Consider the following 22,988-nt stretch of genomic DNA (forward strand, 5'->3'; position numbering starts at 1 on the left):
CCCGCGCTCCCGCCCGCCGCCCCGCGGCGGCTCACAACGGGGCCGGCCACACTCGGCAACCGCGCTCGCCGACACGGAAGTTGACGGCCGAACCAAACGACGCTTCGAGCTCCTCCCGGGACAGCGCGTGCACGGCTGACAGTACGGTCGCCGGGTCGGGGAGGACGGCCCCGCCTCGCCCGGTCGGCGGCTCGATCCGCAGGGTCAGCGGTCCGCCCGCCGAGTCGCGCCGGCGTACGAGGCACCGCTCCGGCGAGAGGATCACCCCGGCGGTCCGGCAGCCGGGGTGACGGGCGAGGGCCTCTGCCGTCCAGCTCTCGGGCGTGTCAGGGGAGTCCTCCCGCCAGCGCCGGTACAGCAGGCCCGCGCTCTCCACCGCCCGGACGCCCGCCGCGTCCGCCTCGGCCGCGAGGTGGTGCGGCGGGGGTACGTCGATCCGCGCGGGGCGCCGCTCGACGCGCAGGCAGCCGTTCTCGCGTTCGACCCGCACCCCGAAGGCCGCGGGCGGGCCGGCGGGCCGCCGGGGGAGTGGCAGCAGTCGGGGGACCGCCGCCCCGGACGGGCGGGTCAGCCCCAGGCGGACATAGATGTCCGTGCGCAGCCTGTCCAGAGCATCACCCTGGGCGCCGGTGTCAAAGGCGTCGCGTGCGGCGGCGGGACCGGTCCCCGGGCGGTACGCGGCGAGCGTCGCATCGAACCGGTCGGCGGGCCCCAGCCGGGGGGCGGAGGCGAGCAGCCGGTCCATGGGCGTGCCCGGCAGCAGCTCGATGCCGCCGTCGTACGCACCCAGCACCGGACGGTCCAGGGCGGCGGCGTACAGCGCTGCCGACCCGTGGTCGGACACGACGGCGTCCGAGGCGATCAGCAGCGCGGCCCACTCCTCGTGCGGCCGGGCGAGCACGACTTCGCGGGGCAGCCGCTCGACCAGGTCGAACGTGCCGGAGTCGCTGTGCGTGTTGGGGTGGGCGACCAATGCCAACTGGTACTCGTCCATGGGCAGTTCACCACACAGCCGCTCGGCGAGACCCGGGCGGCGGGCGAGCAGCGACTCGGGGCCCCAGGTCGAGACGAGCACGACCAGCCGACGAGCACCCGTACCGAGCGCGGCACGGTAGCGGTCGCGGAGGGTACGGGACTCCAGGATGCGGTCGAGCGTCGGATCGCCGACGACGGTGGCGCGGGCGGCGGCCTCCGGGCACCGTTCGGCGAGCCGGGTGATCTGCTGTGGGTGGGCGAGCGCGTGCAGTGCGGCCAGGGGGCGGCCGTCGCGCAGCAGGTACGCCGGGTCGAGACCGGACGCCGAGTCCGCGGCGCCCTCCCCGCTGACGGTCTTGCCGAAGCCCGCGCCGTGCGGCAGCAGAACCACGGGGCCGTCGAGCCGGTCCAGGTCACCCTTCGGGCTCGCGGCGACGATCAGGTCGAACGACTCCGCCACGGCCCTCTCCCAGGGGACCGTCCGCGCCCCGGCCGATTCCAGCGCCGCCAGCGCGTCCACACCGAAGTCGGACCCGGGAGCGAGCGTGAACAGCCGCCGCACTCTGTGGTCCCCCTCGAAGACGGGCAGGACGTCCAGCAGCCGGTGCAGAGCGGCCGCGGAACGCACGGGAAAGAGCACCCGCCGAACCCGCTGCCCGCTGCCCGCTGCCCGCTGCCCGCTGCCCGCTGCGGAAGCGTCATCCTAGTCTGTCCGGGGTCCTGCGCGGTGGCGTTTGCCCAGGTCAGTTCGGGTATGTGGGGGTCGGCGGGCGGCATGTCCGCGATCGTACCCAGGGCGGGAGCCCACGGAAAACGCCGGCCAGCCGGCTCGGCGGCTGTTCCACGGTGGCCGGTGTGCTGCGCGAAGTGACCGCCGTACCCTCGGCGGGCCTGCTGCCGCTCAGGGGGACGCCGAGCGCGGGTGAGCCCCGGCGAGCACGTCCTGTGCGGCTGCCAGGGCGGCGAGCACGTCCTGAGCGGCTGTGTGGAGGGTGGCCTCGTCCGGCGTGGCGGAGGTTTCGAGGGCTGTTCTGATCGTGTGGCCGAGCAGGTCCGCCCGGTGGTCCGGGGGTAGTTCCTCGCCCGGGGGGACGGCGATGCCTCCCGTGATGAAGCCCGTCAGCACCGCGTCGATCGTGTAGATCTGGTCCGCCGCCGACGCTGTGACGGTCACCAGCCCGTGCGTGCGCCATACGTCGACGAGGCGGGTGAGCAGGGTGTGGAAGCCGAGCTCCTGGATGACGGGAAGCCCGCTTGCGGTGATGGCGAGCGCGCCGAGGACTTCACTGTCACCGGCATGGACGGCCCGGGCGACGGGATTGCGAGCCTGCTGCAGGAAGACCTCCCGGACCAGCCTGCTGGGCAGGGCGGAGGACGGGTCCTGCTCGATTCCGGCGGTGACGGTGCCGAGCTGCGCGTGGAGTTCGCGCCGCAGTAGTTCGGTGAACAGCGTCTCTTTCGTCTTCCAGTGCAGGTAGACGGTTCCCTTGCCGATGCGGGCGCGGCGGGCGATCTCGTCGACGGTGACCCGCTTGTAGCCCCACGCCACCAGGAGTTCGCGCGCGGCCTCCAGGATGCGCTCGGCGCGTTCGTTGTCGGCCTGCGGGGAAGCGGCCGGGCGATCCAGGGTCATGAGCGCAGCATCCCATCCCACAGGTTCCGTGACCAAATTTCGAAACTGGTCATCCGGTATTGAACGCGGGTATGGTCGAGGCATGACCTTCTCGTCGCTCCCCCCACAGGGCGCCCGGCGCGCACTCATCGTCGGATCCGGCATCTCCGGCCTGGCCGCGGCGCTGAGCCTGCACCGGGCCGGCTGGCAGCCCCTGATCATCGAGCGGGCGCCCCAACGCCGTACCGGCGGCTACTTCGTCCGTTTCAACGGCCCCGGTTACACCGCCGCCGAACGCCTGGGCCTCCTGGACTCGCTCCCGGACCGCCGCGACCCCGAGGGGCGCATGTTCGAAGTCGACTCCCGTGGTCGCCTCACACCCGGGCTGGCCTTTCCCGAACAGGTCAACGGCACCCCGATGCGGATGCTGCTGCGCAGCGATCTGGAGCGCGTCCTGTACGAGGCGGTCCAGGATCTGGTGGAGATCCGCTACGGCACCGGGCCCGCCACCATCACCCAGGACCGCAACCAGGTGACCGTCACCCTCACCGACGGGTCTGTGGAGAGCGCGGACCTGCTCATCGGTGCCGACGGCATCCACTCCACCGTCCGCTCCCTGGTCTTCGGTCCCGAGGACCTCTACCGAGAGGACTTCGACCACGTAGTGGCAGCCTGCGTCATGGACGGCCCGCTGCCCGGCATGCGCGAGGGCGACGCTCTGGTCGCCACCGCTCCCGGCCGCTCCGCATGGATCAACAGCTATCGCGACCACCCTCCGGTCGCCTTCCTGCTCTACCGGACCGACTGGCCGGCCGCGGAGATCCGCAAGAAGCCCTCCGAGGCGCTGCGCCAGGCGTTCGGCGGCTTCGGCGGGGACGTCGTGCCCGCCATGCTGGAGGCGATGGACCGCTCCGAGTCCGTCCTGTTCGACCAGGTCAGCCAGGTCCACCTGGGCCGCTGGAGCCAGGGCCGGGTGGTCCTGCTCGGCGACTCCGCCTGGTGCATGACCCTGCATTCCGGCCAGGGCTCCGGCATGGGCATCGCGGGTGCCGAACTGCTGGCCCGCATGCTGACCGAGCACGACGATCTGTCCGCCGCGCTCGGCAACTGGGAACAGCGGCTGCGTCCGTTCGTCACCCGCCACCAGAAGGAAGCGCTGCGCATGCAGCACTTCTTCATGCCCGCCAACAGGCTCGGATACGTCGCCCGCCGCGGCCTCATCCGCGCGACCAACACGTCCGTCGGCGCCAAGCTCGGCAAGGCCCTGATGAACAGCACCACCCGTCCGGCCCCGGCCCGCACCTGGAGCGGCTGAGACGGGGAAGGAACACAATCATCACGGGGAGACCGTCCGTCAGCCCGACCCCATGAAGGAGCCCCGCACATGGCTACCTGGAATCCCGACGAACTGAATCGCATCACCACCGCCGACGAACTGGACATCGCCGCGCGACGCGCCGACGGCACTCTCCGACAGCCGACCACCATCTGGGTGGTCCGCGAGGGCGACGATGTGTATGTGCGCTCGTATCGCGGCGCGCAAGGGTCATGGTGGCGAACCGCCAAGTCCAGCCACGCGGGCCACATCTCCGCAGGCGGCGTGGAAAAGGACGTCACCTTCACCGAGGTCGGAAATCCGGCCGTCAACGACCGGGTCGATGCCGCCTACCGTGCCAAGTACGGCCGCTACAGCGGTTACGTCGAGCCCATGGTCGCCGAGCAGGCCAGGGCCACCACTCTGCGGCTCACACCACAGCCGTGATCTCGGCACAGGAGGCGAAAGCCGGGGCTGGACGGCTCGTGGCAGAAGGCCGTGACGCCACGAAGGGGAACTGGATAGGGTAATCCGATTGCTAGACTGGTGGCCATGAATCATGGCGCCCAGCACCCCGACGCTCGTGTCGCCCAGCCTCTGCGCAGTGACGCCGAGCGCAACCGGGGGCGGATCATCGCCGCCGCGCGCATGGTGTTCGCACGGGACGGCCTGAACGCCTCCATGGCCTCCGTGGCCCGTGAGGCCGGCGTGGGGATCGCCACCATCTTCCGCCACTTTCCCGCGAAGGAGGATCTGGTCGCCGCGGTCTTCTCCGACCGGATGGACGCCTACGCCGACGCTGTCGCCACGGCCCTCGGCGATCCCGACCCCTGGCACGGTTTTGTCGGCTACATCGAGGCCGCCTGTGCGATGCAGGCCGCCGACTACGGCTTCGCCGACGTGCTGACCATGACGTTCCCCACCGCCAAGGCCTTGGAGCAGCGACGTGACGAGGCGTACGAGGGCATGGTGGAGCTCATTGGCCGTGCCAAGGCGACGGGCCGTCTGCGTGAGGACTTCGACCCCTCTGATCTGGTCCTGATCCACATGGCCAACGCAGGCGTCGTCAACGCCACCGGCGACGCCGCCCCCGACGCCTGGCGACGCGTCGTCGCCCTCATGATCCAGTCCCTCGCGGCCCCCGCCCGCGGTCCCCTGCCTGCCTCGCCCGAGCATGAGGCCCTCTACCAGGCCATGCTCCGGGCCAGCCCAGCGGGCAGCATGGCACCGCCACCGCGCAAGAGCAGCTGATCTCGGGGCTGTACCTCGGGGCGCGTCACGACGACGGCACGGCGAGATACGGCCTGGACAGGCCTGGTAAGGGACTGTGTCACGCCTGGTTACTATGCTCACTTCATGCCGGAGGCCGGAAGTAAGGTCCGCACCGCAATCGACGAACTGCTGGGGAGACAGGGGGACGAGCGTGCCGGTCGAAACTCCCCACAGCCTCCCCAGGTCTGATCGGGGACTTTTCCTGGGTCGCACGGCGTTGGAGCTGGCTGTGGAATGTGTGGAATGTAAGGCAAACGAGCTACGGGGCCTTGGAAGATGCTGAGAGAGGTCACCGCTAACCGCTACGTCGCACCCCTCCGGTCCGGTGGCTCCGTACCCGGAATTGTCGAGGCCGACGACCTGGGCACCTACGTCGTGAAGTTCACGGGCTCCGCGCAGGGCCGCAAGGCGCTGGTCGCCGAGGTGATCGTCGGAGAGCTGGCACGGGCCCTCGGCCTGCGCTTCCCCGAGCTGGTCCTCGTGCACTTCGACCCGGAGATCGCCGCGCACGAGCCCCACCAGGAGGTGCGGGAACTCCACGGGGCGAGCGCGGGAGTCAACCTCGGCATGGACTACCTCCCGGGCGCGAAGGACTTCACCCCGGAGATCGCGAAGACCTTCCCCGTGGACCCGCTGGAGGCGGGCCGGATCGTCTGGCTGGACGCGCTGACCGTCAACGTCGACCGTACGGTGCACAGCTCGAACCTGATGATCTGGCCGACCCTCGGCACCGTGCCCCCGCGCCTGTGGCTGATCGACCATGGCGCGGCCCTCGTCTTCCACCACCGCTGGGACACCTCGGCACCCGACAAGGCGTACGACTTCCGCCACCACGCCCTGGGCCACTACGGGCCCGACACACGGTCCGCCGACTCTGAACTCGCGCCTCGCGTCACCGAGGAACTGCTGCGCGAGGTCGTGGCCGAGGTCCCCGACGCCTGGCTGGGCGACCACTCCGGCTTCGCGACGCCCGGCGAGGCGCGCGACGCCTATGTCGCGTATCTCTCCGCGCGCGTGAAGGCGTCCGCGAGCTGGCTGCCGACCGACTTCCCCAGCCGCGAGGAACTGGCCGCCGAGAGTGCCCTGCGCGTGGCGCAGACCCAGCAAGGACGCCCGGACTGGCTCAAGCGGGTTCCCGACCTGCACGGCAAGCCCGCGGCCCGACAGGATTGGTCGGTGCATCTCGGATGACGGACGTGCAGCGGGTGGAGATCGAGTACTGCACCCAGTGCCGCTGGCTGCCCCGCGCGGCCTGGCTGGCGCAGGAACTGCTCACGACGTTCGAGGCCGAACTGACCGAGCTGTCCCTGAAGCCGGGCAAGGGCGGCGTGTTCGTCGTCCGGGTGGGCGACGAGGTGGTCTGGGACCGCCGCGAGCAGGGATTCCCCGAGCCCACGGCCGTGAAGAAGGCCGTACGCGACCGAGTGGCCCCGGGGAAGTCCCTGGGCCACTCGGACAGGCCTGCGTGAGGGTCAGCCCCTGAGCTGCTCGTACGCCGGCAGCGTCAGGAAGTCGGCGTAGTCCTCGTCGAGGGAGACCTGGAGCAACAGGTCGTGGGCCTGCTGCCAGTTGCCGGCGGCGAAGGCCTCCTCGCCGAGTTCGGCCCTGAGGTTCTCAAGCTCCTCGGCGGCGACCTTGCGGGCCAGCTCCGGGGTGGCCTTCACGGATTCCCCGGCGTGCTCGAACTCGACGCCCGCGTTGATCCACTGCCAGATCTGGGAGCGGGAGATCTCGGCGGTGGCCGCGTCCTCCATGAGGTTGAAGATGGCCACCGCACCGAGGCCGCGCAGCCAGGCCTCGATGTAACGCATGCCCACCTGGACGGCGTTGACGAGGCCGTTGTACGTGGGCCTCGCGTCCAGGGAGTCGATCGCGATCAGGTCGGCGGCCTCGACGTGGACGTCCTCGCGCAGGCGGTCCTTCTGGTTCGGCCGGTCGCCGAGGACCTTGTCGAAGGACTCCATCGCGATCGGCACGAGGTCGGGGTGGGCGACCCAGGAGCCGTCGAACCCGTCGCCCGCCTCGCGGTCCTTGTCGGCGCGGACCTTCTCGAAGGCGACCTTGTTGACCTCGGGGTCCCGGCGGGACGGGATGAAGGCCGCCATACCGCCGATGGCGTGGGCGCCGCGCTTGTGGCAGGTACGGACGAGGAGCTCGGTGTACGCCCGCATGAACGGGGCCGTCATCGTCACCGCGTTGCGGTCCGGGAGGACGAACTTCGCTCCGCCGTCACGGAAGTTCTTGACGATGGAGAAGAGATAGTCCCAGCGGCCCGCGTTCAACCCCGAGGCGTGGTCGCGGAGTTCGTAGAGGATCTCCTCCATCTCGTACGCGGCCGTGATCGTCTCGATGAGGACGGTGGCGCGGACCGTGCCCTGCGGGATGCCGACGTAGTCCTGCGCGAAGACGAAGACGTCGTTCCAGAGGCGGGCCTCCAGGTGCGACTCCGTCTTGGGCAGGTAGAAGTACGGGCCCTTGCCGAGGTCCAGCAGGCGCTGGGCGTTGTGGAAGAAGTACAGGCCGAAGTCGACGAGCGCGCCGGGGACCGGGGTGCCGTCGGCGTCGACGAGGTGGCGCTCGTCGAGGTGCCAGCCGCGGGGGCGCATGACGACCGTCGCCAGTTCGCCGTTCGGGCGCAGGGCGTACGACTTGCCGGTGCCCTCGTCGGTGAAGTCGATGTTCCGGGTGTACGCGTCGGCCATGTTCACCTGGCCGAGGACCACGTTCTCCCACGTCGGGGCCGAGGCGTCCTCGAAGTCCGCGAGCCAGATCCTGGCGCCCGAGTTGAGGGCGTTGATGGTCATCTTGCGGTCGGTGGGGCCGGTGATCTCGACACGGCGGTCGTTCAGGGCGTCCGGTGAGGGGGCCACCTTCCAGGAGTCGTCCGCGCGGATCGCGGCGGTCTCCGGGAGGAAGTCGAGCGTCGAGGTGCGGGCGATCTCGGCGCGGCGCTCCGCACGACGCGCGAGGAGCTCGTCACGCCGGGGCGTGAACAGCCGGTGCAGCTCGGCCACGAAGGCGAGGGCCGCGTCGGTGAGGACCTCGTCCTGCCGGGGCAGGGGCTCTGCGTCGACGATGGCCAGCGGGGACGGCGCTGGTGCGGACATGACCTGTCACTTCCTTCAGCGAGCTGACGTGAGTACACCGAGGCACGGGCACCGGCACCGGGTGCCAGGGACGCCGGATGCGGCGGACGGTGCCTGGAGGGCGGTAACCCGCCGCCGGCCAGTGCCTGATCAGTATCTGACCAGTGGATACTAGTTTCCTCATGGTGGAAGTTCAATGATTTGTTGACGTCGAGATTCTCCGGGTCGAGGCAGTGCGGCGCTCCGTGCCACCCCACTCACTCAAGGTGGACCAGATCGCTTTCCGTGTCGATGTCGTACGGCTGCGCCACGTCCCCGCACTCGACGAGCGTCACCTCGTCCGCGTGGGCCTTGAGATACGCGCGTGCCCCTCGGTCCCCGGTCGCGGTCGCGGCTATGCCCTCCCAGTGAGCGGAGCCGAAGAGCACGGGGTGCCCCCGCTCCCCGTCGTATGCGGCCGCAGCGAGCGACCTCTCCGACTCGTACGCGGCGAGCACACGCGCCACCGCCTCCGGTCCGATCCCCGGCTGGTCCACCAGTGACACCAGTACGGCCCGGACGCCCGTACCGGCCAGCGACTGCAGCCCGGCCCGCAGTGAGGAGCCCATGCCCTGCGCCCACTCCGGGTTGTCCACGAGCGTGCAGCCGGGCAGCGCGGCCCGCTCGCGCACCGCGTCCGCCTCGGCGCCGAGAACGACATGTATCCGGGGACAGCCGCCCATACGCAGTACTCCGACCGCGTGTTCGACGAGAAGGTGTCCCCGGTGGGGCAGGAGTGCCTTGGGGCGGCCCCCGAGGCGCCGCCCTCCGCCCGCGGCCAGCAGCAGTCCGGCGACCTGGTCATTGGCGTCCGTCATCCCCCCTGCATACCCGACCCGGCGTGCGTGTGCGCGGGGTCCCTTCAGGTCGGTCCTGTGTCCGGGGGCTGAATTTAGGTCCGCATGGTGGCGCTCGCGGCATTTGGTGGCGTTTACTGGCCCGCATCTCTGGGTGGCCGACCAGCGCCAGGGGGGCGTTGGGCCGTACGGAGACGTACTCGCGCGGGGCGACGTGTGAGGGGGAGGGCTGTGTTGCGGAGCTTGGGGCAGAGACCAGTGACCGGCAGCGACGAGGACCCGAGGGTGGTGGAGCTGAAGACCGCCGTGTCCCGGCTGCGCCGTGAACTCGCCGCGCATCCAGCCGAGTTTCCCGACCGGGCCATAGCCGAGGACGAGCTCGCTGCCCTCGCCGCGATGGCGGTCAGTGGCATCCCCGAGATCCCTCGCCTGCGCCGCTCCCTGCTCCTGATCGCGGGCTCCATCGGCTCGGTCAGCGCCCTGACGAACGGGTTGGCTGATGTACGGAGTGCGGTGGAGTTATTTGGGGGGCCGCCGCGGAGGTGATCGCGGGGTGGGTTTCCTCGCCCCCGCCGCCCCTACCCGTCCCATCCCTTCCCTGGGGGCTGCCGCCCCAGACCCCCGCTGTCGGCCTGAACGGCCTCGTCCTCAAACGCCGGACGGGCTGGAGATCCAGCCCCTCCGGCGTTTGAGGAGCGGGGGTGCGGGGGCTGGCCCCCGAAACGCGGTCCGGGGCAGAGCCCCGAAGCTCTGGGGGTCCAGGGGCGTAGCCCTCTTGGCGGGGTCGAAGGGGCGGAGCCCCTGGGGATGGGACGGGTAGAGGCGGCGGGGGCGAGAATCCGGGCTCAGGCGCTTGCGGCGGGAGCGAAAAACCGGTTTCAGGCGCTCGCAGCGCGGGCCAGAGGCCGGTCCTAGGCGCCCGTCCCGGAACTGGCCAGGGCTTCAGACAACTCCGCGGCCACCTGCTGCAGCACCGGCACGATCCGCTCGGTCGCCGGATCCGTCACCCGGCCCGCAGGGCCCGAGATCGAGATCGCCGCGGCGGTCGGCGAGTCGGGCACGGAGACGGCCAGGCAACGGACCCCGATCTCCTGCTCGTTGTCGTCGACGGCGTACCCGAGGCGACGTACCTCCTCCAGCCCGGCCAGAAAGCCGTCCGGCGTGGTGATCGTCTTCTCGGTGGCGGCGGGCATGCCCGTACGGTTCAGCAGGGCGCGGACCTCCGCGTCCGGGAAGCCCGCGAGCAGTGCCTTGCCCACGCCCGTGGAGTGCGGCAGCACCCGGCGCCCCACCTCGGTGAACATACGCATCGAGTGCTTGGACGGCACCTGCGCCACGTACACGATCTCGTCGCCGTCCAGCAGCGCCATGTTCGCCGTCTCGCCGGTCTCCTCGACCAGCCGGGCGAGGTAGGGGCGGGCCCAGGTGCCCAGCAGCCGGGACGCGGACTCGCCGAGGCGGATCAGCCGGGGGCCGAGCGCGTACCGCCGGTTGGGCTGCTGGCGGACGTAACCGCAGGCCACGAGCGTGCGCATCAGCCGGTGGATCGTGGGCAGCGGCAGCCCGCTGCTCACGGAGAGCTCGCTGAGCCCCACCTCGCCGCCCGCATCGGCCATCCGCTCCAGCAGGTCGAAGGCGCGCTCAAGGGACTGGACGCCGCCGGTCGCGGCGGACGGCTTGTCGGTGGAGCTGGCGCTCGACGTCGGCACGGCGCGTTCCTTTCGGCTGGCAGGCAGGGCGACAGCCTACCCGCGAGTCGCATTCCGACCTCTTGGAAACCTACGTTCTGCCTGCTGGAATGTTAATTCCATTTTGTGGAAACGTACAGACCGCCGGAGATGGGGGCACAGTGGGCAAGGATGCTCTTGACGGTGGGGGTGGGGGAGTGAAAACTCCCTCAACAGATCGTTGAAGTCCCTGGTGTGGGAGCCGGCGTGAGAGAGGGGTCCGGGTGTCCGACGACAGAGAGAACGATGTCGAGCTGGTGCTGCGTTCGACGCGCGTGATCGCCCCCGAGGGGACGCGCGCCGCATCGGTCGCGGTCGCCGGCGGCAGGATCACGGCCGTGCTGCCGTACGACACAGGGGTGCCGGCGGGAGCCCGGCTGGAGGACTTCGGCGACGACGTCCTGCTGCCCGGACTCGTCGACACCCACGTGCACGTCAACGACCCCGGCCGCACCGAGTGGGAGGGCTTCTGGACCGCGACCCGCGCGGCGGCGGCCGGCGGCATCACCACCCTCGTCGACATGCCCCTCAACTCCCTCCCGCCGACCACGACCGTCGACCACCTCCGTACCAAGCGGGAGGTCGCCGCGGCCAAGGCGCACATCGACGTGGGCTTCTGGGGCGGCGCGCTCCCCGACAACGTCAAGGACCTGAGGCCGCTGCACGACGCGGGCGTCTTCGGCTTCAAGGCGTTCCTGTCGCCGTCGGGCGTGGACGAGTTCCCGGAGCTCGACAGGGAGCAACTGGACCGGTCGATGGCGGAGATCGCCGGTTTCGGCGGACTGCTGATCGTCCACGCCGAGGACCCGCACCGCCTGGCCTCTGCCCCGCAGCAGGGCGGCCCGAAGTACGCCCACTTCCTCGCCTCACGCCCGCGCGGCGCCGAGGACGCGGCCATCACGATCCTGATCGAGCAGGCGAGATGGCATGGCGCCCGTGTGCACGTGCTCCACCTGTCGTCGAGCGACGCGTTGCCGCTGATCGCCGAGGCCAGACGCGAGGGCGTACGCATCACCGTCGAGACCTGCCCGCACTATCTGACGCTGACGGCAGAGGAAGTCCCGGACGGAGCCAGCGAGTTCAAGTGCTGCCCGCCCATCCGTGAGGCCGCCAACCAGGACCTGCTCTGGCAGGCGCTGGCCGACGGCACGATCGACTGTGTGGTCACCGACCACTCCCCGTCCACGGCCGCCCTCAAGACCGACGACTTCGCCACCGCCTGGGGCGGTATCTCCGGCCTTCAGCTCAGCCTGCCGGCGGTGTGGACCGAGGCGCGTAAACGGGGCCACGACCTGGAGGACGTGGTCCGCTGGATGTCCACGCGTACCGCACGGCTCGTGGGCCTGGACGGACGCAAGGGCGCCATAGCAGTGGGCCGGGACGCCGACTTCGCCGTCCTCGCCCCCGACGAGACGTTCACCGTCGACCCCGCGGCCCTCCAGCACCGCAACCGCGTCACGGCGTATGCCGGAAGGACCCTGTACGGCGTGGTCAGGTCCACGTGGCTGCGCGGCGAACGCATCGTCGCGGACGGCGAGTTCACCGACCCGAAGGGGCGACTCCTCACCCGGCCCTCCTGATCCCCGTCCCGCACCCGCGGCGCCCCACTCCGAAAGGCAGACCTGATCACAGTGACGGCGCAGTATCGATCCCCATTGGCTCGTTTCACCGGCGACGCGAACCCCTACGGAGGCGGCGAGCCCTACGCGGACTACCGCACCGCCGACTTCCCCTTCACCCACCACGCCAACCTCGCCGACCGCCGGCTCGGTGCCGGAGTCATCGCCGCCAACGACGAGTTCTTCGCCCAGCGCGAGAACCTCCTGGTGCCCGAGCGCGCCGAATTCGACCCCGAGCACTTCGGGCACAAGGGCAAGATCATGGACGGCTGGGAGACGCGTCGGCGCCGTGGTGCCTCGGCGGACCACCCGTGGCCGACGGCCGAGGACCACGACTGGGCGCTGGTCCGTCTCGGCGCGCCGGGTGTCGTCCGGGGCGTCCTGGTCGACACGGCCCACTTCCGCGGCAACTACCCCCAGGCCGTGTCGATCGAAGGCGTGTCGTTCCCCGGCTCCCCGTCCCCGGAGGAACTCCTCGCGGACGACGTGAAGTGGACGACGCTCGTCCCCCGCACCCCGGTCGGTGGCCACGCGGCCAACGGCTTCACCGTGTCCGTCGAGCAGCGCTTCACGCACCTGCGGGTGAACCAACACCCTGACGGGGGCATCGCGCGCCTGCGGGTCCACGGCGAGGTCGTCCCGGACCCCGCGTGGCTCGCGGCCCTCGGCACCTTCGACGTCGTGGCCCTGGAGAACGGCGGCCGGGCGGAGGACGCGTCGAACCTCTTCTACTCGCCCGCCACGAACTCCATCCAGCCGGGCCGGCCGCGGGCGATGCACGAGTGCTGGGAGACCCGTCGCCGCCGGGACCAGGGGCACGACTGGATCCGCTACCGGCTGGCCGCCCAGTCCGAGATCCGCGCGATCGAGATCGACACGGCGTATCTGAAGGGGAACGCGGCGGGGTGGGCGTCGGTGTCGGTACGGAACGGTGAGAAGGACGGGGAGGGGGAAAGGGAAGGAGACTGGACCGAAGTCCTGCCGCGCACCCGCCTCCAGCCCGACACGAACCACCGCTTCGTCCTCGACACGGCGGCCGTCGCCACGCACGCCCGCATCGACATCTACCCCGACGGCGGCATCTCGCGACTGCGGCTGCACGGCTCCCTGACGGAGGAGGGCGAAGCGGGGCTTGCGGCGCGGCACCGGGAGCTGAGCGACTGAGGCATCACTCGCCCCCGCCGCCCCTACCCATCCCCGTCCCCCGGGGGTTGCCGCCCCGGACCCCCGCGGTGCTGAAAGGTTCAGTCCGTCGGGCGGCTGAGAAGTGGGGGTCGGGGGCCCGTGGGTGGGGAGGGGACTGGTGGCTGGGGCGCATTCCCCGGTTGAGGCTCCAGTGGGCTTGCTCCGGAGCGAGGGGCTGGGGGCACGCCCTGAGGTGGGGGCTGGGGATGCGTCCGAAGCGGGGTTGTGCCCTGAGGTGGGGGCCAGGGATGCGTCCGAAGCGGGGTTTCGGGGGTGTGCCCTGAGGTGGGGGCCAGGGATGCGTCCGAAGCGGGGTTTCGGGGGTGTGCCCTGAGGTGGGGGCCAGGGATGCGTCCGAAGCGGGGTTTCGGGGGTGTGCAGGTGGGGGCCAGGGACGCGTCCGAAGCGGGGCTTCGGGGGCGCGCCATGAGGCGGGGCCGGGAACGCATCCGAAGCAGGGCTTCGGGGGCGCCCGCGAAGCGAGGGCCCGGAGGGCCCTGAAGTGAGGTCCTGGGCGTCCCGAAGTCTGGGTCCGGGCCCGAAGCCGGGGCCGGGGGGCGCCTCCGAAGGGGCCCCGAAGTAGGGGCGCGGGTTCCCCGAAGTGGGGGAGCTGGCCCCTCTCGAAGCGGAGTCTGGGGACAGACAGCCCGCGACATGGGGGCGGGGGGCCAGCCCGCGACATGGGGTCCGGGGGCCAGCTCCCGAAATGGGACCCAGGGCGGAGCCCCCGAAATGAGGCCCGAGGCCGAGCCCCGAAATGAGGCCCGAGGCCGAGCGCCCCGGAAGATGGGGGTTCCTGGGGGTTCCAAGGGGGCGCAGCCCCTTCTCATCGGGGTCGAAGGGGCCGCGCCCCTGGGGATGGGACAGGTAGGGGCGGCGGGGGCGATGAACCCCTCTCCCCCTACGCCGCGTACCCGCCGTCCACCGACAGTTCCGCCCCCGTGACGTACACCGCCTCCCCCCTCGCCAGATACGCGACCATCGACGCCACCTCCTCCGACGAGCCGTACCGGCCGAGGGCCGTCGCGCCCGCCTGAGCGGAGGCGTGCGGACCGTCCGCGGGGTTCATGTCCGTGTCAACGGGACCTGGATGGACGATGTTCGCGGTGATCCCACGCTCACCCAGCTCCCGGGCGAGCGCCTTCGTCAGACCGACCAACGCGGACTTGCTGGTCGCATAGAGCGTGCCACCCGGCCCCGGCACCCGCTGGGCCATGCACGAGCCGATCGTGATGATCCGGCCCCCGCGCACCATACGCGGCACAGCCGCCTGGGACGTCAGGAACACCCCTCGCACGTTCACCGCCAGCACCCGGTCGACGTCGGCCGGGGACAGGGACTCCAGAGGCCCGAGCAGGCCAATGCCCGCGTTGTTGACCAGTACGTCGAGGCGCCCGAAAGCCTCGACCGCGCGATGCACCACCCCGGCGGCCTCGGCCCCGTCCCCGGCGTCCGCGCGCAGGGCCAACCCGCCGCCCCAGCGCCTCGATCCGCCGTACGACGTCCTCGGCCGCCTCCTTGCCCTCTACGTACGTGATCGCCACATCCGCACCCTCCTGGGCGAGTCGTACGGCGGTGGCCGCGCCGATGCCACGGCTCCCGCCGGTCACGAGGGCGACCTTGCCGTTCAAGTCACTCACCGAAGCCGAAGCCGAAGCCGAAGCCGCAGTCGCCGTCGATGCCGAAGCCGAGGCCGAGCCCTCAGCCGGGTCCGAAATCCGTATCGATGTCATGCCCACCATCCCAGCGCCCCCCATTCCTCAACGCTGGCGGCAAACGGACGACGACGTCGCCCAATCACGGGCTCCACCGTGCCGACCGATGAGTTACCGACGCCGGCGGGGTCTGCACTGGTGACAGCTGATAACGGCCGATAACGGCTGATGACAACTGATGGCAGCAGACCCACCCGGAAGACAGCAGATCCCCCTCGCGGAAGGCACCTCACCATGGGCAAGCTCACCCTCACCGGCTTCGTCTCCCTCGACGGCGTCCACCAGGCCCCCGGCCGCCGCGACGAGGACCTCCGAAACGGCTTCGAGCACGGCGGCTGGACCGTCCCGTACGGCGACGAGGACTTCGGACGGTTCATCAACGAGGTCTTCGACCGGGCGGACGCGTTCCTGCTCGGCCGGCGGACGTACGAGATCTTCGCGGCCTACTGGCCGAAGGTCACCGACCCGGCCCACCCGGTCGCCTCCAAGCTCAACTCGCTTCCCAAATACGTCGCTTCGAGCACGCTCACACAGCCCGGATGGAACAACACGACCATCCTCGGGGGCGACCTGGAGAAGGAGGTCGCCGACCTCAAGAAGCGCACCCAGGGCGAGGTCCAGATCCATGGCAGTGGCGCCCTCGCCCAGTCCCTCCTCGCCCTCGACCTGATCGACACCGTGCACCTGCTGACCTTCCCCGTCGTCCTCGGCTCCGGCTTGCGTCTGTTCGCGCAGGGCCTGGTCCCGACCGCGTTCCGGCACGTCGGGGGACGCATCACCAGCCGGGGAGTCTCCATCCAGACGTACGAGCTCGAAGGACGGCCCACGTACGGCTCGTACGACCTGCCCGAGAACGCCTAGCCATTCGGAGGCTGCTCACCCGCCCGCCCGCCTCTCTTCCTCGCGGGCGGTCGGCCGGCTGGCCGGTCGGCTTCGGTTAACTCCCCGAAAACTTACGCGACGCGCCCGGGAAATCATGGAGTTTGTCATTGACATGCCACTATCTACGCGCATCATCATGAGCCCATGAGATTCCCCCCACGCATGACACGCATCGGCGCCTCTGCCGCCCTTCTGTCCGCCCTGCTCGTGGGCGGCACCGTCACTGCCAACGCCGCGGACACGTCGGCGGCCGCGGTCGGGAGCATCTGCTACAGCAACCTCCCGGCCCAGGCGTACGACACGCTCGACCTGATCGAGTCGGGCGGCCCCTTCCCCTACCCGCAGGACGGGGGCGTCTTCCAGAACCGGGAAGGTATCCTGCCCAGCCAGTCCAGCGGCTACTACCACGAGTACACGGTCAAGACGCCCGGCTCGTCGACGCGCGGCGCTCGGCGCATCGTCACCGGTCAGAAGACCCAAGAGGACTACTACACCGCCGACCACTACGCCTCCTTCAGCCTCATCAAGTACAGCTGCTGAGAGCCGTCGACGAACCGGGTGATCAATCGGCGCCCTTGAGGCCTTCGACTGGCTGCCGCGGCAACCTGCGCTGACCCGTCCGACGCGGCGGGCTCCCGGTTGCCGTGGACGCAGCTGAAGACCTGAAAGAGCGTTTCTCGCGAACGCGCCTGGCCCCGCGGAACACCCCAACCGTGGTCGCGGGGCCAGGCGCCGTCGCATTCCGGCCGGGGCGGCTTGGCAACGAGGCGGCAAGCTCAACGAGTTCAAGTGCGATGCAGAGCGGAGCGGTGCGGAGCGAAGCAGCCGAGTTACTCGTGTCAAGGGTGACGTACGCCCGCTGACGGGGCGTCAGTTGAGGCTGTGTTGTCCAGGCCGGCTGGCGGGGGTGGCCCCCGCGCAGGGATGTGGCTGCGGGCAGCAGGCCGTGCGCTCGCGCAACGCGCATGGATGTGACACGCGTAGATCATCTGTGAGTTGCCTCCAGGAAACCTGACGTCACTACAACTTCCCTGCCGCCACGGCGCGTTCCCCCAGACGCCCGGAGCGGTGCTCGCGAACTCCGCTCATTACTGCTCGCGAAAGGCACCCTCATGAAGTCCGGCCTGGGAACTCCCCGTCCCTCACGCCTCAGTCTGCTGACGGCCACCGCGCTGACCGGCGCACTCACCGCCACGCTGCTCGCCATGCCCGCACCGGCATCGGCCGCCACCGTCACCATCTCCGCCGTGCAGGGCAGCACGCGCAAGTCGACGTACAACGCACAGGATGTGACGGTCACCGGGATCGTCACCGCGATCCGCTCCACCGGATCCTCACGCGGCTACTGGATCCAGGACCCCGTAGGCGACGGCAACCCGGCCACCAGCGAGGCCGTCTTCGCCTTCACCGGATCGACCACGCCCTCCACCAAGGTCGGCAACAAGGTCACCGTCAAGGGCCGTGTGTCCGAGTACTACCCGGGCGGCACCTCGGCCGGCGGCCAGTCCCTCACCGAGCTGACCCAGCCGCAGATCCAGTCGACCGTCTCCACCGGCAACCCGCTCCCCGCGCCGGTCGTGCTCGACGCCTCCTCGATACCCGCCGCCTACGCCCCCAGCGGCAACCTCGAAAACCTCACGCTGGCCCCCTCCAGCTATGCCCTCGACCTGTACGAGTCGCTGGAGGGCATGCGCGTCCAGGTCGACAACGCCCGGGTCGTGGGCCCCAGCAACGAGTACAACGAGCTGTTCGTCTCCGCGAAGCCGAACGAGAACCCCAGCCCCCGCGGCGGCACCGTCTACGGCTCGTACACCTCGCAGAACACCGGACGCATCAAGGTCATGTCACTGACCGGAGCGTTGCCGACCGCCGATGTGGGTGACGTCCTCGACGGCAGCACCGCGGGCCCGCTCGACTTCGACGGCCTCGGCGGCTACACCATCCATGCCACCACCCTCGGCACGCTCAAGGACAACAACCTCTCCGCCGAGAAGACCCGGGCCCAGAGCGCCGGTGAGCTGGCCGTCGCCACGTACAACGTGGAGAACCTGGACCCGACCGACCCGCAGTCGAAGTTCGACCGACTCGCGGGCGGCATCGTCAGCAACCTCTCCTCGCCCGACATCGTGACCCTGGAAGAGGTCCAGGACAACAACGGTGCCACCAACAACGGTGTGGTGGCCGCCGACCAGACCTACACCAAGCTGATCAACGCGATCACCGCGGCCGGTGGCCCGACGTACGCCTACCGTCAGATCAACCCGTCCAACGGCCAGGACGGCGGCGAGCCCGGCGGCAACATCCGCGTCGGCTTCCTGTACAACCCGGCGCGCGTGGGCTTCACGGACCGCCCCGGCGGCACCGCCACCAACGCGGTGTCCGTGGTGAACAACGGTGGCACCGCGGCCCTGTCCTACTCGCCCGGCCGGATCAACCCCACCAACTCCGCCTGGAGCGGCAGCCGCAAGCCGCTGGTCGGCGAGTTCACCTTCCAGGGCAAGACCGTCTTCCTGATCGCCAACCACTTCACCTCCAAGGGCGGCGACCAGTCCCTCGACGCCCGTGTCCAGCCGCCCACCCGCAGCTCGGAGACGCAGCGCTCCCAGCAGGCGGCCCAGGTCAACACCTTCGTCAAGCAGCTCCTGGCCGTCCAGCCCAGCGCCCGGGTCGTGGTCCTCGGTGACCTGAACGACTTCGAGTTCTCCGGGACCCTGTCCACCCTCACCGCGGGCACCGGCCTCACCGACCTGCCCGCCACGCTGCCGGCCGGGGAACGCTACACCTACGTGTACCAGGGCAACTCCCAGGTCCTGGACCACATCCTGACCAGCTCGGCGCTGTCCTCGTACGACTACGACATCGTCCACACCAACGCCGAGTTCGCTGACCGGGCGAGCGACCACGACCCCCAGATCGTCCGGCTCAGCCCCTGACGGAAACGGCACTGAGCTGATCGCCTTGAGCTCAGCGCCCTGAGCTGGACGACCTGAGCTGGACGACCTGAGCTGGACGACCTGAGCTGAACGCCCGCCCTTCCGGTGGCGTTCAGCTCGGCTTGCGGCTGCCGGCCGCCGCGAACAGCGCGAGCGCCAGGACGATCAGGGCGATGCTCACATAGATCTCGTAGCCGTCCAGGGCGCTCCACCGCTGGGTGATCCCCCAGCGCAGCTTGCCCGTGAGTTCGTAGACCAGACCGCCCGAGCCCTGCACGAGGGCGATGAAACCGAGAAACTCCAGGAACTGCTTCATACCGAGGATCCTCGGCCCCGTGGTCCCGCCACTCCATCGGCCGCGGGGCGGGGGACGTCCGACGGAAGTCTCCGCCTCGCGCGCGGCGGGTCGCCGAAAGTCTGCGGGGCTCCGACTTTGGTAGTCCATCGGGTACGGGGGGAGGTGTCCGACGCCATCTCTGCATAGATTTGTCGACCGTGAGAGGTGACGATCCGGCGCCCGCATCCGCACCCGCGCCCTACGCCCCGCTGAGCACAGCGCAACCGGAAGTGCCCTCCCGGACAGAGCCCGAGGCGCCGCCCGCGCGGGAACTGCACGGCCGGCGCTGGCTGTTGCCGTCGGCCGTGGTCACCCGACTCGACCCGGACCGGCCGTACCGCGTCGGACGCTCCGGCCGGCCCCGGCGCACGGTGCGCGACTGGATCGTCGACTTCACCGTCTTCGGGTTCGCCGTCCTCCTCGGCATGATCGGCGCGAACGACATGTCCAAGGACCCCGGCACACCGGAGGCCCTGGCCGCCGCCGACCAGTTGATCGGGGCCCTCTCCTGCGCGGCGGTCTGGCTGCGGCGCAGATGGCCGCTGGGCCTCGCCGTGGCGATGCTGCCGGTCTCCTTCGTCTCCAACACGGCGGGCGGCGCGGGGCTGGTCGCGTTCTTCACGCTGGCCGTGCACCGGCCGTTCCGTCACAACGCCTGGATCGTCGGCATCTCCCTCGCGCTCGCTCCGCTCTTCTTCTGGTGGCGACCCGATCCGGACCTGCCCTACATCGTGTCCGTCGTCCTCACGGTGCTGCTCGGTGTCGCGATCACCGGCTGGGGCATGTTCGTCCGCACCCAACGACAGCTCATGCTGAGTCTGCGGGACCGCGCCCGGCGCGCCGAGACGGAGGCCGCCCTGCGGGCCGAACAGGCGCAGCGGCTCGCCCGGGAGGCCATCGCGCGCGAGATGCACGATGTGCTGGCCCACCGCCTCACCCTGCTGAGCGTGCACGCGGGAGCGCTGGAGTTCCGGCCCGACGCGCCCCGCGACGAGGTCGCACGGGCGGCGGGCGTCATCCGGGAGAGCGCGCACGAGGCGTTGCAGGACCTGCGGGAGATCATCGGGGTCCTGCGCGCGGGCGACCCCGACGACACCGGCCGCCCCCAGCCGACGCTCGTCGCGCTGGACACGCTGGTCGCCGAGTCCCGGGAGGCCGGCATGAAGGTCGTCCTGGACAACCGCGTCTCCGAGTCCGCGGCCGTGCCCGCCTCCGTCGGCCGCACCGCGTACCGCATCGCTCAGGAGGGCCTGACCAACGCCCGCAAGCACGCCCCCGGAGCGGAGGTCACCGTGTCCGTCGCGGGCGCCCCAGGCGACGGGCTCACCCTCTCCGTGCGCAACCCCGCTCCTCCCGGCGACGTCCCGCCCGTCCCCGGCTCCGGCCAGGGCCTCATCGGCCTGACCGAGCGCGCCACACTGGCCGGCGGGCGTCTGGAGCACGGCGCCGAGGAGGACGGCGGTTTCCAGCTGCGGGCCTGGCTCCCGTGGGGCTGACCGTCCGGCGGGGAGCTCGGCGTGGCCGGCGCCGAGGGGCGCGCGATCCCGTACGCGGACGACGAGCCGTGAGCCGCCCTTGTGCCGTTCCGCGCCCGGGCGTCACAGGGGTCTCAGGGTGTACGGGGCACCACGCGCTGCCCGGCCGTCCCGTACACCCACGCCGACGTGTCCTCGATGAACTCGGCAGGGAACCCCGGACGGAAGTCCGTGGCCTCCTCCAGCCGGGCCACCACGTCGTCGGGCAGGACGAGTCCGGCCGCGCCGAGGTTGTCCGTGAGCTGCTCGACCCGCCGGGCGCCCAGGACGGGGTGGACGCCGGGGAAGCGGGCCGTCGTCCAGGCGATGGCCACCTGCGCCGGGGTCACGCCGAGTTCGTCGGCGGCCTCCTGCACGGCCTGAGCCACCGCGCGCTCACGGTCACCGATCGCGTCGGCCGACAGACGGGTCGCCGTCCCCGGCGCGACGCCGCCCGGACGGGTGTACTTGCCGGAGAGAACGCCGTTCTGCAGCGGGCTCCATGCCGCGACCGACATACCGAACGCCTCGGCCATCGGCAGCAGTTCGCGCTCCGCGTCGCGGTTGAGCAGGCTGTACGGCACCTGGAGCGCCGACAACGGGCTCCAGCCCCGCCACTCGGCCAGCGTGTTGGCGCGCGCGACCACCCAGGCAGGGGCGTCCGAGATACCGACGTACAGCACCTTCCCGGACCGTACGGCGTCGTCGAGGGCACGCATGGTCTCCTCGACGGGTGTGTTCCGGTCCCAGATGTGCACCCAGTAGATGTCGACGTAGTCGGTGTCCAGGCGGCGCAGGCTGGTCTCCAACGACAGGGCGAGGTTCTTGCGGTGGTTGCCGGCCGCGTTCGGGTCGGAACCGTCGCGAGAGACCGTGTACTTGGTGGACAGTACGAAGCGGTCGCGCTGCCCCTTGAGCAGCTCGCCGACGATGCGCTCGCTCTCGCCGCCCCGGTAGTTGACGGCCGTGTCGATCACGTTGCCGCCGACCGCCGCGTACGCGTCGAGGATCCGCGCGCACTCCTTCTTGGGCGCCCCCACCCCGCCCTGCTCGCCGAACGTCATGGCCCCGAGGAACAACTCGGACACGCGGAGACCGGTCCGCCCCAGAAGCCGGTAACGCACGGAACTCCTAAGGAAGTTGGGGACGATGGCGAGGACTGACCCTAGCGGTTGACGCGGGGCGCGGGCGACGGCACGGGCGTCCCGAAACGGTCGGTCGGGCAGTATGGCCGAACCCGTGCGGTCCGATCCGCACGATCCTGCGGCCGCGGCCTCATTACGGTAGGCCGCATGACTGCGATCCGACTGCTCCTGGTCGACGACGACCCCCTGGTGAGAGCGGGCCTGACCTTCATGATGGGCGGTGCCGACGACATCGAGATCGTCGGTGAGGGCGCTGACGGAGACGAGGTCGAGGCGCTCGTCGACCGCACCCGCCCGGACGTCGTCCTCATGGACATCCGGATGCCGAACGTGGACGGCCTCGCGGCCACCGAGCGGCTCCGCGGCCGCGAGGACGCTCCCCAGGTCGTCGTCCTCACCACCTTCCACGCCGACGAGCAGGTGCTGCGGGCGCTGCGCGCGGGCGCGGCCGGGTTCGTCCTGAAGGACACCCCGCCCGTGGAGATCGTCGAAGCGGTGCGGCGGGTCGCGGCCGGCGACCCCGTGCTCTCGCCCGCCGTCACCCGCCAGTTGATGGAACACGCCGCCGGGCCCGGGCCCGACACCCGCCGCGCGCACGCGCGTACCCGTATCGCCGTCCTCAACGACCGCGAGCGCGAGGTCGCCGTCGCGGTCGGCCGGGGTGCCTCGAACGCGGAGATCGCCGCCCGACTGTTCATGAGCGTCGCCACCGTCAAGACCCACGTCTCCCGCATCCTCGCCAAGCTCGACCTCAACAACCGGGTGCAGATCGCGCTGTTGACCTACGACGCGGGCCTCCTGGAGGAACCGGAGGAGGACGGCCACTAGGGCCTGT

General features: G+C 70.7%; 20 protein-coding genes and 1 pseudogene. 13 read left to right on the forward strand and 8 right to left on the reverse strand.

Features of this window, described 5'->3' with window-relative positions; translation table 11 throughout:
- Positions 1–31: 31 nt before the first annotated feature.
- Positions 32–1,603 (reverse strand): translation initiation factor 2, encoded by a 1,572-nt coding sequence (locus E0500_RS21920; protein WP_131560633.1) that lies wholly within the window; start codon positions 1,601–1,603, stop codon positions 32–34.
- A 273-nt stretch (positions 1,604–1,876) separates the two neighbouring features.
- Entirely contained in the window at positions 1,877–2,608 is a 732-nt protein-coding gene (locus tag E0500_RS21925) for a TetR/AcrR family transcriptional regulator (RefSeq protein ID WP_165934901.1), read from the reverse strand.
- 82 nt (positions 2,609–2,690) lie between these two features.
- On the opposite strand from E0500_RS21925, the gene E0500_RS21930 reads away from it, so the two are divergent.
- The 5 genes from E0500_RS21930 to E0500_RS21950 all read left to right on the forward strand — a co-directional run bounded on the left by E0500_RS21930 (position 2,691) and on the right by E0500_RS21950 (position 6,643).
- A complete protein-coding gene (locus E0500_RS21930) occupies positions 2,691–3,902 on the forward strand; it encodes an FAD-dependent monooxygenase (RefSeq protein WP_165934900.1) in 1,212 nt (403 codons plus the stop codon).
- Between the two features lie 69 nt (positions 3,903–3,971).
- Positions 3,972–4,349, forward strand: a complete 378-nt coding sequence (locus tag E0500_RS21935) for a DUF2255 family protein (RefSeq protein WP_131560627.1) — start codon at positions 3,972–3,974, stop codon at positions 4,347–4,349.
- A gap of 105 nt (positions 4,350–4,454) precedes the next feature.
- Positions 4,455–5,153, forward strand: a complete 699-nt coding sequence (locus E0500_RS21940; RefSeq protein ID WP_131560625.1) for a TetR/AcrR family transcriptional regulator — start codon at positions 4,455–4,457, stop codon at positions 5,151–5,153.
- A gap of 297 nt (positions 5,154–5,450) precedes the next feature.
- Complete coding sequence (locus E0500_RS21945; RefSeq protein ID WP_131560623.1) at positions 5,451–6,365, forward strand: HipA family kinase; 915 nt, start codon at positions 5,451–5,453, stop codon at positions 6,363–6,365.
- Positions 6,362–6,643, forward strand: coding sequence for a SelT/SelW/SelH family protein (locus E0500_RS21950; RefSeq protein ID WP_131560621.1), 282 nt, complete (start codon positions 6,362–6,364; stop codon positions 6,641–6,643). Before E0500_RS21945 ends, E0500_RS21950 begins: the two co-directional genes overlap by 4 nt.
- Positions 6,644–6,646: 3 nt before the next feature.
- Here E0500_RS21950 and aceB read toward each other — a convergent pair whose 3' ends face one another.
- Positions 6,647–8,281 carry a malate synthase A gene (gene aceB / locus E0500_RS21955; protein ID WP_131560619.1) on the reverse strand — a complete coding sequence of 545 codons (1,635 nt, stop codon included), beginning with the start codon at positions 8,279–8,281 and terminating at the stop codon, positions 6,647–6,649.
- A 236-nt stretch (positions 8,282–8,517) separates the two neighbouring features.
- Positions 8,518–9,117, reverse strand: a complete 600-nt coding sequence (locus tag E0500_RS21960) for an NTP transferase domain-containing protein (RefSeq protein ID WP_131560617.1) — start codon at positions 9,115–9,117, stop codon at positions 8,518–8,520.
- Positions 9,118–9,354: 237 nt separating this feature from the next.
- Here E0500_RS21960 and E0500_RS21965 point away from each other — a divergent pair, with 237 nt between their 5' ends.
- Positions 9,355–9,642 carry a DUF5955 family protein gene (locus tag E0500_RS21965; RefSeq protein WP_181587092.1) on the forward strand — a complete coding sequence of 96 codons (288 nt, stop codon included), beginning with the start codon at positions 9,355–9,357 and terminating at the stop codon, positions 9,640–9,642.
- A 365-nt stretch (positions 9,643–10,007) separates the two neighbouring features.
- Here E0500_RS21965 and E0500_RS21970 read toward each other — a convergent pair whose 3' ends face one another.
- Entirely contained in the window at positions 10,008–10,805 is a 798-nt protein-coding gene (locus E0500_RS21970) for an IclR family transcriptional regulator (RefSeq protein ID WP_131560614.1), read from the reverse strand.
- 242 nt (positions 10,806–11,047) lie between these two features.
- Here E0500_RS21970 and allB point away from each other — a divergent pair, with 242 nt between their 5' ends.
- Both allB and alc read left to right on the forward strand, forming a co-directional pair.
- On the forward strand, positions 11,048–12,403 hold the full coding sequence (allB, locus tag E0500_RS21975; protein WP_131560612.1) for an allantoinase AllB: 1,356 nt from the start codon (positions 11,048–11,050) through the stop codon (positions 12,401–12,403).
- 51 nt (positions 12,404–12,454) lie between these two features.
- Positions 12,455–13,606: an allantoicase gene (alc, locus tag E0500_RS21980; RefSeq protein ID WP_131560610.1), complete on the forward strand. Its 1,152-nt coding sequence runs from the start codon at positions 12,455–12,457 to the stop codon at positions 13,604–13,606.
- A gap of 922 nt (positions 13,607–14,528) precedes the next feature.
- Here alc and E0500_RS21985 read toward each other — a convergent pair.
- Positions 14,529–15,258 (reverse strand): annotated as a pseudogene (locus E0500_RS21985) (3-oxoacyl-ACP reductase family protein).
- A 318-nt stretch (positions 15,259–15,576) separates the two neighbouring features.
- Between E0500_RS21985 and E0500_RS21990 the strand changes: the two are divergent.
- From E0500_RS21990 to E0500_RS22000, 3 genes are all read left to right on the forward strand, one after another.
- The gene (locus tag E0500_RS21990; RefSeq protein ID WP_131571285.1) at positions 15,577–16,203 is read left to right on the forward strand and encodes a dihydrofolate reductase family protein; all 627 of its coding nucleotides are present in this window, start codon (positions 15,577–15,579) and stop codon (positions 16,201–16,203) included.
- Positions 16,204–16,368: 165 nt separating this feature from the next.
- On the forward strand, positions 16,369–16,764 hold the full coding sequence (locus E0500_RS21995; protein ID WP_131571288.1) for a ribonuclease domain-containing protein: 396 nt from the start codon (positions 16,369–16,371) through the stop codon (positions 16,762–16,764).
- Between the two features lie 572 nt (positions 16,765–17,336).
- Positions 17,337–19,157: an endonuclease/exonuclease/phosphatase family protein gene (locus tag E0500_RS22000; RefSeq protein ID WP_165935231.1), complete on the forward strand. Its 1,821-nt coding sequence runs from the start codon at positions 17,337–17,339 to the stop codon at positions 19,155–19,157.
- Between the two features lie 112 nt (positions 19,158–19,269).
- Here the strand turns inward: E0500_RS22000 and E0500_RS22005 are convergent, their stop codons facing one another.
- Positions 19,270–19,473, reverse strand: a complete 204-nt coding sequence (locus E0500_RS22005) for a hypothetical protein (protein ID WP_131571291.1) — start codon at positions 19,471–19,473, stop codon at positions 19,270–19,272.
- A gap of 251 nt (positions 19,474–19,724) precedes the next feature.
- Between E0500_RS22005 and E0500_RS22010 the strand changes: the two genes are divergently transcribed.
- A complete protein-coding gene (locus tag E0500_RS22010) occupies positions 19,725–20,990 on the forward strand; it encodes a histidine kinase (protein WP_181587260.1) in 1,266 nt (421 codons plus the stop codon).
- A gap of 113 nt (positions 20,991–21,103) precedes the next feature.
- On the opposite strand, the gene E0500_RS22015 is transcribed toward E0500_RS22010, so the two are convergent.
- Complete coding sequence (locus E0500_RS22015) at positions 21,104–22,132, reverse strand: aldo/keto reductase (RefSeq protein ID WP_131571294.1); 1,029 nt, start codon at positions 22,130–22,132, stop codon at positions 21,104–21,106.
- Between the two features lie 168 nt (positions 22,133–22,300).
- On the opposite strand from E0500_RS22015, the gene E0500_RS22020 reads away from it, so the two are divergent.
- Complete coding sequence (locus E0500_RS22020; protein WP_131571296.1) at positions 22,301–22,981, forward strand: response regulator transcription factor; 681 nt, start codon at positions 22,301–22,303, stop codon at positions 22,979–22,981.
- The last annotated feature ends 7 nt before the right edge of the window (positions 22,982–22,988 follow it).

It is taken from the genome of Streptomyces sp. KM273126 (genome assembly GCF_004337435.2).
GTDB lineage: Bacteria > Actinomycetota > Actinomycetes > Streptomycetales > Streptomycetaceae > Streptomyces > Streptomyces acidicola.

Excerpts from the sequence above, each read along its gene's own strand:
- E0500_RS21925 (WP_165934901.1), bottom strand. The coding sequence starts at position 2,608 with ATGACCCTGGATCGCCCGGCCGCTTCCCCGCAGGCCGACAACGAACGC.
- E0500_RS21930 (WP_165934900.1), top strand. The coding sequence starts at position 2,691 with ATGACCTTCTCGTCGCTCCCCCCACAGGGCGCCCGGCGCGCACTCATC.
- E0500_RS21935 (WP_131560627.1), top strand. The coding sequence starts at position 3,972 with ATGGCTACCTGGAATCCCGACGAACTGAATCGCATCACCACCGCCGAC.
- E0500_RS21940 (WP_131560625.1), top strand. The coding sequence starts at position 4,455 with ATGAATCATGGCGCCCAGCACCCCGACGCTCGTGTCGCCCAGCCTCTG.
- E0500_RS21945 (WP_131560623.1), top strand. The coding sequence starts at position 5,451 with ATGCTGAGAGAGGTCACCGCTAACCGCTACGTCGCACCCCTCCGGTCC.
- E0500_RS21950 (WP_131560621.1), top strand. The coding sequence starts at position 6,362 with ATGACGGACGTGCAGCGGGTGGAGATCGAGTACTGCACCCAGTGCCGC.
- aceB (WP_131560619.1), bottom strand. The coding sequence starts at position 8,281 with ATGTCCGCACCAGCGCCGTCCCCGCTGGCCATCGTCGACGCAGAGCCC.
- E0500_RS21960 (WP_131560617.1), bottom strand. The coding sequence starts at position 9,117 with ATGACGGACGCCAATGACCAGGTCGCCGGACTGCTGCTGGCCGCGGGC.
- E0500_RS21990 (WP_131571285.1), top strand. The coding sequence starts at position 15,577 with ATGGGCAAGCTCACCCTCACCGGCTTCGTCTCCCTCGACGGCGTCCAC.
- E0500_RS21995 (WP_131571288.1), top strand. The coding sequence starts at position 16,369 with ATGAGATTCCCCCCACGCATGACACGCATCGGCGCCTCTGCCGCCCTT.
- E0500_RS22000 (WP_165935231.1), top strand. The coding sequence starts at position 17,337 with ATGAAGTCCGGCCTGGGAACTCCCCGTCCCTCACGCCTCAGTCTGCTG.
- E0500_RS22005 (WP_131571291.1), bottom strand. The coding sequence starts at position 19,473 with ATGAAGCAGTTCCTGGAGTTTCTCGGTTTCATCGCCCTCGTGCAGGGC.
- E0500_RS22020 (WP_131571296.1), top strand. The coding sequence starts at position 22,301 with ATGACTGCGATCCGACTGCTCCTGGTCGACGACGACCCCCTGGTGAGA.